The 12,601-nt window shown below is 64.5% G+C and carries 10 protein-coding genes; 8 read left to right on the top strand and 2 right to left on the bottom strand.

All coding sequences use genetic code 11. The features are described 5' to 3' along the window. Nucleotides 1-51 precede the first annotated feature (51 nt). Together QM609_RS16160 and QM609_RS16155 are read right to left on the bottom strand one after the other, a co-directional pair. Nucleotides 52-771 carry a DUF305 domain-containing protein gene (locus QM609_RS16160; RefSeq protein WP_047270160.1) on the bottom strand — a complete coding sequence of 240 codons (720 nt, stop codon included), beginning with the start codon at nt 769-771 and terminating at the stop codon, nt 52-54. Continuing rightward, entirely contained in the window at nt 764-1,591 is an 828-nt protein-coding gene (locus QM609_RS16155) for a thioredoxin-like domain-containing protein (RefSeq protein WP_003941378.1), read from the bottom strand. Before QM609_RS16155 ends, QM609_RS16160 begins: the two co-directional genes overlap by 8 nt. A 216-nt stretch (nt 1,592-1,807) precedes the next feature. Here QM609_RS16155 and argS point away from each other — a divergent pair, with 216 nt between their 5' ends. From argS to prfA, 8 genes are all read left to right on the top strand, one after another. Continuing rightward, nucleotides 1,808-3,460, top strand: coding sequence for an arginine--tRNA ligase (argS, locus tag QM609_RS16150; protein WP_003941360.1), 1,653 nt, complete (start codon nt 1,808-1,810; stop codon nt 3,458-3,460). Next, nucleotides 3,457-4,878, top strand: coding sequence for a diaminopimelate decarboxylase (gene lysA, locus QM609_RS16145; RefSeq protein ID WP_030537331.1), 1,422 nt, complete (start codon nt 3,457-3,459; stop codon nt 4,876-4,878). The genes argS and lysA overlap by 4 nt, the downstream gene beginning before the upstream one ends. After that, nucleotides 4,875-6,188 (top strand): homoserine dehydrogenase, encoded by a 1,314-nt coding sequence (locus QM609_RS16140; RefSeq protein WP_030537332.1) that lies wholly within the window; start codon nt 4,875-4,877, stop codon nt 6,186-6,188. The genes lysA and QM609_RS16140 overlap by 4 nt, the downstream gene beginning before the upstream one ends. After that, entirely contained in the window at nt 6,185-7,267 is a 1,083-nt protein-coding gene (thrC, locus tag QM609_RS16135) for a threonine synthase (protein ID WP_003941280.1), read from the top strand. The genes QM609_RS16140 and thrC overlap by 4 nt, the downstream gene beginning before the upstream one ends. A gap of 44 nt (nt 7,268-7,311) precedes the next feature. After that, nucleotides 7,312-8,256, top strand: a complete 945-nt coding sequence (gene thrB, locus QM609_RS16130; RefSeq protein WP_007726194.1) for a homoserine kinase — start codon at nt 7,312-7,314, stop codon at nt 8,254-8,256. 503 nt (nt 8,257-8,759) lie between these two features. Next, on the top strand, nt 8,760-10,898 hold the full coding sequence (gene rho / locus QM609_RS16125) for a transcription termination factor Rho (protein ID WP_042923185.1): 2,139 nt from the start codon (nt 8,760-8,762) through the stop codon (nt 10,896-10,898). A gap of 225 nt (nt 10,899-11,123) precedes the next feature. Then, nucleotides 11,124-11,360: a 50S ribosomal protein L31 gene (gene rpmE, locus QM609_RS16120; RefSeq protein ID WP_003941310.1), complete on the top strand. Its 237-nt coding sequence runs from the start codon at nt 11,124-11,126 to the stop codon at nt 11,358-11,360. Between the two features lie 146 nt (nt 11,361-11,506). Continuing rightward, nucleotides 11,507-12,586 carry a peptide chain release factor 1 gene (prfA, locus tag QM609_RS16115; RefSeq protein WP_003941341.1) on the top strand — a complete coding sequence of 360 codons (1,080 nt, stop codon included), beginning with the start codon at nt 11,507-11,509 and terminating at the stop codon, nt 12,584-12,586. Nucleotides 12,587-12,601: the final 15 nt, after the last annotated feature.

The raw sequence follows: 12,601 nt of genomic DNA, 5'->3' as shown, positions 1-12,601 counted from the left end.
CAGGACCAGGCCCAGTTGGGTCTGAACATTCTCGGCTCAGTTCAGTTCTGCTCAGTTCATGGGCAGTGGCATTGCGCCGCGAGCTGCCAACATGTCGGTCATCAGCTTGGACTCGCTCTGCTGCGTGTTGACCATCGTCTGCGCCAGGCTGCGCACCGGCCCCTCGGTGGCGTCGGCTGCTGCGTACTCCATCATCGGAAGCCCACCTTCGTGGTGACGAAGCATCAGCTGCAGGAACAAGGTGTCGAGTTGCAGACCTTCCGCTGCGCGGAGAGCCGCAAGGTCCTCGGGGGACGCCATGCCGGGCATGGTGTCGACCGGCCCGGAATGACTCATGTCCATCGTGGCCGAAGTCCCGTGCGATCCATGGCCGGAGCCCGAATCCGACGACATCCACTCCATGTACGGGCCCACCTTGGACAGCGGCTGATCCCACATGGTCAGCCACGCCTGCATCTGACCGAGCTGGTTCTGCTGCGTGGTCAAGATGTCGAACGCCAGCGTGCGTACGTCGTTGTCCGTGGACTTCGTCAGGGCGATGGACGCCATGTCGACGGCCTGGCTGTGATGCACGCTCATGTCCTGCGCGAAGCCCACGTCCACCGAATCCGAAGCCGGAACGGTCAGTGACGACTTCGCATCGGGTCCGAGGAGGTTGGTCAGTGCGCCGAGCGCAAAACCGACGGCGATCGCGCCGATCAGACCGATGATCAGCAGTGCGGTGCGCTGACTCGGCTTCGAAGACTGATCGGTGTTCGTCGAACTATCCACCGGCGGGAATCTGTTCGTCGGTGGCCGGGGTAGCGCCCGTGCCGTCCATCTGGATGGCGTCGGCGCCCGGAGGTGTCGGATCGAACGGCGACGTCGACGGAGTGAACAGCGGGTTGGTGCAGCTCGCGCCGACCTCGGGGTAGACGTTCGGGTTCTGGTTCAGCGCAGTGATGAACTGATCGATGCGATCGTCGTCGGCCTTGTCGATCTCGAGGCGATGGCCCCACGACTGCAGAGAAATGGGGCTGCTCTGACCGGGGTACGGCGACATCAGCATGTAGGACTTGCCGTTCACGCGTCCGGCGAGACTGTCGATCTGGTCCTGGTCGACGAGATCGGGGTTGTACGTGATCCAGATGGCGCCGTGCTCGAGCGAGTGGACGGCGTTCTCGGTGCGAATCGGGTCGGCGTACACGGTTCCGGTGCAGTTAGCCCAGGTGGCGTCGTGCGGGCCACCGAACGGCGGGGTCTGGTCGTACGCCACGCGCTGAGTGGAATCGACGTGCTGGCCGGCCGGGTACTCGATCTTGAGGACGCCGTCGATCTTGTCGGACGGATCCTTGTTCTCGGAGCTGTACTTGTACGGCTCGAGGGCCTGCCGCTCCTCGACCTTGGGCCACAGATTGATACCGAGCACGGCGATGAGTGCGAGCACAGCCACACCGGCGCCGATCGACAGCCAGGGGATCTGGCGGGGAGCGGGGACGCCGCCCTTGCCCTTCTTGGCCGGCCGACTGTTCTTGTTGGCGGCCTTGATGGCCTTGGCTGATTTGGCCCCGGAGTTCTTGTTGGGACCGCGACTATCGGAACCGCTTGGCATCGATTGGGCTCTTTCGGTGTGTGGGCTTGAGGTGTGGCGCGCCCGCGCATGAAGGTACGCGGTGGTAGCTCGGGCATTACCACTGTACTTTCCGAGTCTGAGGGCAAACTTTGAGAGTGGCGTGCGACACGCCACAGCGGCCCCGCGCACGTTCACGGAGAGCGAGGCGTGAGGCGAGTCTCCACTTCCGGTGTGCAGGCAATAGGATGAATACCTGTGACTCCAGCTGACCTTGCCGAACTGCTCCGCGGAACCGCAGCGAGCGTCCTTGCCGATCGTGGCCTCGACGTATCCGTGCTACCCGAAACCCTCACCGTCGAGCGACCACGCAACCCCGAGCACGGCGATTACGCCACCAACATTGCCATGCAGGTAGCCAAGAAGGTCGGCACGAATCCCCGCGAGCTGGCGGGCTGGATCGCCGAAGCCCTCACCGCTGCCGACGGAATCGAATCCGCCGAGATCGCCGGGCCCGGCTTCCTCAACATTCGGTTGGACAAGGACGCCCAGGGCGCGATCGTCGTGTCGGTTCTCGAAGCCGGTGCGTCGTACGGCTCGGGTGACTCCCTCGCCGGCAAGAAGATCAACCTCGAATTCGTCTCCGCCAACCCCACCGGACCGATTCACCTCGGTGGAACCCGTTGGGCCGCAGTCGGAGACGCGCTCGGACGCATTCTGTCCGCGCAGGGTGGTTTGGTAACACGTGAGTACTACTTCAACGATCACGGTGCCCAGATCGACCGCTTCTCGCGTTCGCTGATCGCTGCAGCGAAGGGTGAACCTGCTCCCGAAGACGGTTACGCCGGTGCATACATCGCCGACATCGCCGCCTCGGTTCTGAAGCAGCGTCCCGACGTCATGGATCTGCCTGCCGACGAGCAGCAGGAAACCTTCCGCGCCATCGGCGTCGAATTGATGTTCACGCACATCAAGCAGACCCTGCACGACTTCGGCGTCGACTTCGACGTCTACTTCCACGAGAACTCGCTCTTCGAATCCGGTGCGGTCGAGAAGGCCGTCGAATCCCTCAAGGGTTCGGGCAACCTCTTCCACGAAGACGGTGCGTGGTGGCTCAAGAGCACCGACTACGGCGACGACAAGGACCGCGTCGTCATCAAGAGCGATGGCAACGCCGCCTACATCGCCGGTGACATCGCCTACTTCCAGAACAAGCGCGCACGTGGGTTCGACCTCTGTATCTACATGCTCGGCGCCGACCATCACGGTTATATCGGCCGTCTCAAGGCTGCCGCTGCCGCATTCGGCGACGATCCGGACACCGTCGAGGTGCTGATCGGCCAGATGGTCAACCTCGTCAAGGACGGCACTGCCGTCAAGATGAGCAAGCGTGCAGGCACCGTCATCACCCTCGACGACCTGGTCGAGGCAATCGGCGTCGACGCCTCGCGTTACGTCATGATCCGCTCGTCGGTCGACTCGAGCATCGACATCGACCTCGACCTGTGGACCAAGACCAGCAGCGAGAACCCCGTCTACTACGTGCAGTACGCGCACGCACGCCTCTCGGCGATCGCTCGCAACGCCGCAGACCTCGGTCTGTCCGCCGACGCGAGCAACCTCGCCCTGCTCACCGTCGAGCAGGAGGGTGACCTCATCCGCACGATCGGCGAGTACCCACGCGTCGTGTCGAGCGCTGCGAATCTGCGTGAGCCGCACCGTATTGCCCGCTACCTCGAAGAACTCGCGGGTGCGTACCACCGCTTCTACGGCGCGTGCCGCATCCTTCCGCAAGGCGACGAAGACGCCACCGACGTGCACCGCGCGCGTCTGGCTCTCTGCGCCGCCACCCGACAGGTCCTGGCCAACGGTCTCGAACTGCTCGGCGTCACCGCACCGGAGCAAATGTGAACGCGCACCCCGCCGGCCCCAAGCACGCCGAGCAGTTGCAGGCCCCCGGCTTGCCCGACCGTCCGACCAGCCCCGAAGCCTTCGGCGAACTCTCACCGCAGGTGTGGCCGCGCAACGCTTCTCGTGGCGACGACGGTGAAGTGACCCTCGCGGGTGTCAAGGTCGGTGAACTTGCCGAGAAGTACGGCACTCCGTTGTTCGTCATCGACGAGGACGACTTCCGCTCGCGCTGCCGTGACATGGCCCGCGCCTTCGGCCCGGATGCCAAGGTGCACTACGCATCCAAGGCATTCCTCTGTGGCGAGATCGCACGCTGGGTCGCCGACGAAGGCCTCTCGCTCGACGTCTGCTCCGGCGGCGAACTGGCGATCGCGTTGCACGCGGACTTCCCGGCCGAGCGAATTGCCATGCACGGCAACAACAAGTCAGTCGCCGAACTGGCCGCTGGTGTCGCCGCGGGCGTCGGACACGTCGTGCTCGACTCGTCGATCGAGATCGACCGACTCGATCGTGTCGCCGGTGAGGCCGGTGTCGTTCAGGACGTGTTGATCCGACTGACCGTCGGCGTCGAAGCGCATACCCATGAATTCATCTCCACCGCACACGAGGACCAGAAGTTCGGTTTCTCGCTGGCCGGGGGAGCGGCGATCGACGCGGTCCGTCGCGTCTTCGCCGCCGAAAACCTGCGACTGGTCGGCCTGCACAGCCACATCGGTTCGCAGATCTTCGACGTCGACGGTTTCGAGGTGGCAGCGCACCGCGTGATCGGTTTGCTCCGCGACGTCGTCACCGAGTTCGGAGTCGAGAAGACCAAGCAGATTTCGATCATCGACCTCGGCGGCGGCATGGGGATCTCGTACATCCCCTCCGACGACCCGCCGCCCGTCGACGAACTGGCAGCAAAGCTCGGCCACATCGTGCGCAACGAGTCAGCACTGGCCGGATTGCCGGAGCCGACGCTTGCCGTCGAACCCGGCCGCGCCATCGCCGGACCTGGCACGGTGACGCTCTACGAGGTCGGCACCATCAAGGACGTCACGGTGGGTAGCTCGCTGACACGCCGCTACATCAGCGTCGACGGCGGGATGAGCGACAACATCCGCACGTCCCTCTACGGTGCGGAGTACGAAGCCAAGTTGGTTTCGCGAACTTCCGAGGCTGATCCCGTCGTTGCACGTATCGTCGGTAAGCACTGCGAGTCCGGTGACGTGGTCATTCGGGACACCTGGATGCCCGAGGACGTCGGGCCCGGTGATTTACTAGCGGTAGCAGCGACCGGTGCATACTGCTATTCGATGTCGAGCAGGTACAACCTGCTCACCCGCCCAGCCGTGGTGGCGGTGCGTGACGGAGTCTCACGCGTGATTCTGCGGAGGGAAACAGTGGAAGATCTGCTCAGCTTGGAGGTATCGCAGTGACGAGCGAATCGGCGCATCGCGCTATCGGTGTGGCCGTTCTCGGCCTCGGCAACGTCGGGAGCGAGGTCGTCCGGATCATTCGTGAGCAGGCCGAGGAACTCGAAGCTCGCGTCGGCGCCCCGTTGGAACTGCGGGGGGTTGCCGTCCGCCGTATCGGCTCGGACCGCGGAATTCCCGAGGAACTGCAGACGACGGACGCCGAGTCCCTGGTCGGTCGTGACGACGTCGACATCGTGGTCGAGGTGATCGGCGGAATCGAGCTCCCTCGCAAGCTGATTCTCTCTTCCCTCAACTCCGGTAAGTCGGTCGTAACCGCCAACAAGGCGCTGCTCGCGGACCACACCGGTGAATTGGCGGAGGCTGCAGAGGCCAACTCTGTCGACCTGTACTTCGAGGCCGCTGTTGCCGGCGCGATCCCCGTGATCCGCCCGCTCACACAGTCGTTGGCCGGAGACCGTGTCAACAAGGTCGCCGGAATCGTGAACGGCACCACCAATTTCATCCTTTCGGCGATGGACGAGACCGGCGCCGACTACGAAGAGACCTTGGCCGAAGCCGGACGCCTCGGATACGCGGAAGCCGACCCGACCGCGGACGTCGAAGGCTACGACGCCGCGGCGAAGGCAGCGATCCTCGCGTCGATCGCGTTCCACACCCGCGTCACTGCCGCGGACGTGTACCGCGAAGGAATCTCCACGATCACCTCCGCCGACCTGGCGTCGGCGAAGGCACTCGAGTGCACGATCAAGTTGCTCTCGATCTGCGAGCGCATCGTCACGCCCAAGGGCAAGGAGCGGATTTCCGCTCGCGTGTACCCGGCGCTGGTTCCGCTCAGCCATCCGCTGGCCTCGGTCAACGGCGCGTTCAACGCCGTTGTCGTGGAAGCAGAGAACGCCGGCCGGCTCATGTTCTACGGCCAGGGCGCAGGCGGCGCCCCCACCGCTTCCGCGGTGATGGGTGACCTGGTGATGGCTGCGCGCAACAAGGTTCACGGCGGCCGCGGCCCCCGCGAGTCCAAGTACGCCAAGCTGAAGGTCGCCCCGATGGGCGACATCCTCACGCGCTACTACGTGAACATGGAGGTCGCGGACAAGGAAGGTGTGCTGTCCGCAGTCGCCGCCGAGTTCGCCAAGCACGGCGTGAGCATCTCCGTCGTCCGCCAGGAGGGCGCCGGCGCCGGCGCGCGTCTGGTGGTCGTCACTCATGTAGCAACCGACGCGGCTCTCTCCGAGACCGTGGCGGCTCTCAACGAACTCGAATTCGTCACCGCTGTGACCAGCGTGCTGCGACTGGAAGGCACTGAACAATGACCGGCATCGTCAACCCCGTCCACAAGGCATGGCCGGGTCTCATCGAGGCATACCGGGACCGTCTCGCGATCGGTGACAACTGGAAGACCGTCACCCTGCGCGAAGGCGGCACCCCGCTCCTGCCGGCCGGCCACCTCTCCGAGATCACCGGCTGCGACGTCTACCTCAAGGTCGAGGGTCTCAACCCCACCGGTTCCTTCAAGGACCGCGGCATGACGATGGCCGTCACCGACGCCTTGGCCCGTGGCCAGCGTGCAGTTCTGTGCGCGTCCACCGGCAACACCTCCGCCTCGGCCGCTGCGTATGCAGCCAAGGCAGGCATGACCTGCGCCGTGCTCATCCCGCAGGGCAAGATCGCCATGGGCAAGCTTGCGCAGGCAGTCATGCACGGTGCCAAGATCATTCAGGTCCAGGGCAACTTCGACGACTGCCTCGAGCTGGCACGCAAGACCACGGCCGAGTTCCCCACCATCGGCCTCGTCAACTCGGTCAACCCGGTGCGCATCGAAGGCCAGAAGACCGCGGCATTCGAGATCATGGACGTGCTCGGCAAGGCTCCCGACGTGCACGCACTCCCGGTCGGAAACGCCGGTAACATCACCGCGTACTGGCGCGGATACTCCGAGTACTACGCGGACGGTCTGACCACGGTCAAGCCCCGCATGCTCGGTGTCCAGGCAGCCGGAGCGGCTCCGCTGGTCAACGGTGCACCCGTCAAGGATCCCGAAACCATCGCCACCGCAATCCGAATCGGTTCTCCCGCGTCCTGGAACGGCGCTGTCGCCGCGAAGGAAGAGTCGAACGGTGCATTCCGTGCCGCCACCGACGAGAAGATCCTCGAGGCTTACCGTCTGATCGCCGCCACCGAGGGCGTCTTCGTCGAACCGGCGTCGGCAGCCAGTGTCGCCGGCCTGCTCGCCGCACGTGCAGAGGGCTGGCTCGAGCCGGGCCTGACCGTCGTGTGCACGGTGACCGGTAACGGTCTCAAGGATCCTGACACGGCTTTGAAGGGTATGCCGAACGTCGAGCCGATCGGTGTCGATCCCGTTGCCGTCGCGGCTGCCCTCGAGCTTGCATAGTGTCCGTGGATTCATCGACCACTCCGCGGAATCCGGTGTCTGACATGACTATAACCCTGCCTATCGGCCTTTCGGTGACTGCTCGCGTCCCGGCCTCGAGTGCGAACTTGGGGCCGGGGTTCGACACCCTCGGTCTGGCGTTGGGGTTGTACGACGAAATCGTGGTCACCACAACGGATTCAGGCCTTCAGATTCGCGTCGAAGGTGAAGGCGCTGCCGACGTGCCCTGGGGTCCTTCGCATCTCGTGGTCCGCGCCATCGAGCGTGGTCTCGAGGCGGCCGGAGTGTGGGCCAGTGGCCTGGACGTGTTGTGCCGCAACGCGATTCCGCATTCGCGCGGGTTGGGATCCTCGGCTTCCGCGGCTGTCGGTGGATTGGCAGCAGCCAACGGTCTGGCGCGCGCTCTCGATGCCGAGATCGGCTTGACGGAAGAGCAGTTGGTTCAACTCTCGTCCGAGTTCGAAGGTCACCCGGACAACGCGTCTGCCAGTGTTCTCGGTGGCGCAGTCGTCTCGTGGAGTTGCCCACCGGCCGTCGAAGGCGACGAGCCGATCTACTCCGCGGCCAAACTCGACGTCCATCCCGACATCCGTGCTGTGGCACTGGTTCCCGAGGAGCGGTCGTCCACCGCACACACTCGCGGGCTCCTGCCCGAATTGGTTCCGCACCAGGATGCCTCGTTCAACGCGAGCCGCAGCGCGCTCGCCGTCGTTGCGCTCACTGCTCGGCCCGATCTGTTGATGGCGGCCACCGAGGATCGCCTGCATCAGGCACAGCGCGCACCCGCGCTTCCGCTCACGACGCGATGGATCGGGATCCTGCGCGAGGCGGGTATTGCTGCGACCGTTTCGGGAGCCGGCCCCACCGTGTTGGCGCTCAGCACAGAACCTTTCCCCGTCGAACTCGCGGAAGCGGCGCGGGCAGACGGACTACGTGTGCTCGAATTGGACATCGCCGACGGCGTCGAAGTATCCACGACGACGGTCTGATCCCTGCCTTGGTCCTGGTGATCGCCCACTACCGATCGGTAGTGAACTGACACACCCAGTCATCCAAATTCTTGCCGGACTCAGGTTTGGGCGCTATCCTGGGCTATGTCCGTACATCGTGCGCGTCAGTCGCCGGTGCATCACCAGGGGGCAAAACTCCTTCCCAATCGGGGTCCACAGTCCTTGGCATGATTCTCGCAGGCATGATCCTCACGCTTGTACCTTCTCCGAAGGTTTGAATCCTCCGCGGATCGAACACTCAGAGGTTCCATCACTCTGGGGTTCAACACACGGGGGAGTGAATCGTCGACGAAGGCGCGTTGGGCAGGTTTGCGAGCGCATGAAAAGTTTGAGGCGAGAGTTTCCGACAATCATGTGACGGCGGACAAGCCGGCAGTTCTGGACAGCAACCACGTACGGCACCACCGAGTTCGGTATTCAATCGAACTGCGGGACGAACCCTCGACTTTGCGCAGTGCGAGTGAGGGAAGGAAAGGACCTCCGTGACCGATACGGACCTCATCGCCACTTCTGCACCCGCCGGGTCGGAATCAGGCGACAATTCTCAGGCGTCATCTTCAGCATCGAACGGTGCGGTGGCGACCTCCACGAAGCGTGCCGAAACGCGCCGTGGTGCCGGACTCTCCGGCATGGTGCTCACCGAACTCCGCACTCTTGCGGGTGAACTGGGCATCAAAGGCACTTCCGGCATGCGCAAGGGTGACCTGATCGCAGCCATCAAGGAGCGCCAGGGCGGCAGCGCGAAGGCTGCACCCGCACAGAGTGAACTCACTCTCGACGACGCACCCGTTGCGCGCACTCGTGCCAAGAGCACTCGCGCCGCACGCACCGAAACCCCCGCAGCCGAAACAGCTCCGGCAGCCGAGTCGGCTCCTGCCGAGGCCGCGCCTGCGCGTACGGAATCCGCCGAGGATTCCGATCAGAGCGCACCCCGTCGCGGACGTCAGCGTCGTGGCGCCGCTCGTCGTGCAGGTTCACCCGACCAGGGCGAACTGAGCATCGAGCAGGAAGCGCCTTCGGCGAAGTCCGACGCGGACACCGCGAAGGCCGCCGATTCTTCGAAGGTCGCCGAGACCGCCAAGGCCGAGGCTCCGGCCGAGCGTCCTGCGCGCACCGAGGGCAAGTCCGACGCTGATCAGGCTCCCGCCGAGCAGGGCAACGAGCGTCCCCGCCGCGAGCGAAACCGGGACAACCAGGGCCAGCGGGACAACCAGGGCCAGCGCGAGAACCAGGGCAACCGGGGCAACCAGGATCGCCAGGATCGCCAGGACCGTCAGGATCGCGGCAATCAGAACAACGCCGGCCAGAACAACGCCGGTCCGCGTACGGACAACCGCAACAACGGACCGGACGACGACGAAGAGGGCGGACGCGGACGCCGCGGACGCCGTTTCCGCGAGCGCCGTGGCCGTGGTCGCGATCGCGGTGAGGGTGGCGCACCCAACGATTCACGCGAGACCGAGATTCGTGAGGACGACGTCCTTCAGCCGGTCGCCGGCATCCTCGACGTCCTCGACAATTACGCCTTCGTGCGTACGTCTGGGTACCTCGCCGGTCCCAACGACGTCTACGTCTCCATGAACCTGATCCGCAAGAACGGCCTTCGCCGTGGCGACGCCATCACCGGTGCCGTCCGCGTCTCGCGTGACGGTGAGCAGGGCAGCCAGCGCCAGAAGTTCAACCCGCTGGTTCGCATCGACACGGTCAACGGCGGCGATGTCGAGGCCGCGAAGAAGCGCCCCGAGTTCAACAAGCTCACGCCGCTGTACCCGAACCAGCGTCTGCGCCTCGAGACCGAGCAGCACATTCTCACGACGCGTGTCATCGACCTGGTGATGCCCATCGGTAAGGGCCAGCGTGCCCTCATCGTCAGCCCGCCCAAGGCCGGTAAGACCAGCGTGTTGCAGGCGATCGCGAATGCCGTCGCCACCAACAATCCTGAGTGCTACCTGATGGTCATCCTCGTGGACGAGCGTCCCGAGGAAGTGACCGACATGCAGCGCAGCGTGAAGGGTGAGGTCATTTCCTCCACCTTCGACCGCCCGCCGGGAGATCACACCGCAGTTGCCGAGCTGGCAATCGAGCGTGCGAAGCGCCTGGTCGAGATGGGTAAGGACGTCGTCGTACTGCTCGACTCCATCACGCGTCTGGGTCGTGCGTACAACAACTCCTCGCCGGCGTCGGGACGCATCCTCTCCGGTGGTGTCGACTCGACGGCGCTCTACCCGCCGAAGCGTTTCCTCGGTGCTGCCCGCAACATCGAGAACGGTGGATCGCTCACCATCATCGCTACCGCAATGGTCGAGACCGGATCCACCGGCGACACCGTGATCTTCGAAGAGTTCAAGGGCACCGGCAACGCCGAGCTCAAGCTCGATCGCAAGATCGCCGAACGCCGCGTGTTCCCGGCCGTGGACGTCAACCCGTCCAGCACGCGTAAGGACGAGTTGCTCCTGAGCCCGGACGAAGCTGCGGTGCTGCACAAGCTCCGCCGCGTCCTGTCCGGTCTGGACTCGCATCAGGCCATCGATCTGCTGATCGATCGACTGAAGAAGAGCAAGAACAACCTCGAGTTCCTGATGCAGGTCTCCAAGACCGCACCGGGTGCGATCGACGACTGATCGACTCGACGTCAAAGGCCCACAACCAGCTGGTTGTGGGCCTTTTGCGTGGGCGGAACAAAACCGAGGGGCAGTGCGTTGACAACTTCGTACAGCCACCCCGAGGCGTGCGAGACGCGGATTATCTGGTGAGGTACCGCATCTGGCATACTGAACGGCCGAGTCCGGTTCCGGTTCACGATGTCGATTGGCGACGTCGACCCGGCGACCATTGAAAGGGACACCATGAAGGCAGGAATCCACCCAACCTACGTAGCGACCACCGTCGTCTGCGGTTGCGGTAACACGTTCGAGACCCACAGCACCAAGGAGTCCGGACGCATCAACGTCGAGGTTTGCTCGCAGTGCCACCCGTTCTACACGGGCAAGCAGAAGATTCTCGACACCGGTGGACGCGTCGCTCGCTTCGAGGCTCGCTACGGTAAGCGCGCAGACAGCAAGGTCCCGGCCACCGAGTCCTAGCTGTTCCGCCGACGCCCGATCTGCCATGCGCAGATCGGGCGTCGGCTTTTTTGTGCCTGCACTCGGTTTGCGCGTTTCCCGGGTCCCGGCGTCGAAATACCTTCAAGCGCGCACCGTAGGAATCGAAACTCAGAGCGGAGCGAACCATGGCAGGCGCAACCCAGCCCTCGGCCATCGACGACATCTTGGCGGAGCACGCCGGTCTCGAAGCACAGATGTCCGATCCGGCGCTGCACAACGACCCTGCCGCTGCCAGGCGCGTCGGTAAGAGGTTCTCCGAGCTCTCGCCGATCATGTCGACGTACAACAAGCTCACCGCTGCGCAGGACGATCTGGAAGCCGCGCGCGAACTAGCCGCCGACGATTCCAGCTTCGCCGCCGAGATCCCCGATCTCGAAGCCGAGGTCGCGCAGCTCGAGCAGACGCTTACCGATCAGTTGGCGCCGCGTGACCCGCATGACGGCGACGACATCGTCCTCGAAGTGAAGTCCGGTGAGGGCGGCGAAGAATCCGCGCTCTTCGCCTCGGACCTGGCCCGCATGTACGTCCGCTACGCGGAACGGCATGGCTGGCGCGTCGAGATTCTCGACGCGACGGTCTCCGATCTCGGCGGATACAAGGAAGCCACGCTGTCGATCAAGAGCAAGTCGGACACCCCGGACGGAGTGTGGGCGCGGCTGAAGTTCGAGGGCGGCGTTCACCGCGTCCAGCGAGTGCCCGTCACCGAATCCCAGGGACGCGTTCACACTTCGGCTGCCGGCGTTCTGGTCTACCCGGAGCCCGAAGAGGTCGAGCAGGTCCAGATCGACGAAAGTGACCTGCGTATCGACGTCTACCGTTCGTCCGGCAAGGGCGGTCAGGGCGTCAACACGACCGACTCTGCTGTCCGAATCACGCACCTTCCGACCGGCATCGTCGTCACCTGCCAGAACGAGCGTTCGCAGCTCCAGAACAAGGCGCGCGCCATGCAGGTCCTTGCAGCCCGTTTGCAGGTAGTCGCCGAGGAAGCCGCGGACGCTGAAGCGTCGGCAGGTCGCCAGAGTCAGGTTCGGACGGTGGACCGTTCGGAGCGCATCCGCACCTACAACTTCCCCGAGAACCGCATCACCGATCACCGCATCGGATTCAAGTCGCACAACCTCGACGCGGTGCTCGACGGTGAGCTCGACGCACTTCTCGATGCATTGGGCAAGGCGGACCGAGAGGCGCGTCTCGCGGCCGAGTAGATGCAGACCATGACT

Source organism: Rhodococcus sp. IEGM 1302 (assembly GCF_030056935.1).
Taxonomy (GTDB): Bacteria; Actinomycetota; Actinomycetes; order Mycobacteriales; family Mycobacteriaceae; genus Rhodococcus_F; species Rhodococcus_F qingshengii.
This window is presented reverse-complemented; position numbering and strand designations above follow the sequence as displayed.

Excerpts from the sequence above, each read along its gene's own strand:
- QM609_RS16155 (WP_003941378.1), bottom strand. The coding sequence starts at position 1,591 with ATGCCAAGCGGTTCCGATAGTCGCGGTCCCAACAAGAACTCCGGGGCC.
- thrC (WP_003941280.1), top strand. The coding sequence starts at position 6,185 with ATGACCGGCATCGTCAACCCCGTCCACAAGGCATGGCCGGGTCTCATC.
- thrB (WP_007726194.1), top strand. The coding sequence starts at position 7,312 with ATGACTATAACCCTGCCTATCGGCCTTTCGGTGACTGCTCGCGTCCCG.
- rpmE (WP_003941310.1), top strand. The coding sequence starts at position 11,124 with ATGAAGGCAGGAATCCACCCAACCTACGTAGCGACCACCGTCGTCTGC.
- prfA (WP_003941341.1), top strand. The coding sequence starts at position 11,507 with ATGGCAGGCGCAACCCAGCCCTCGGCCATCGACGACATCTTGGCGGAG.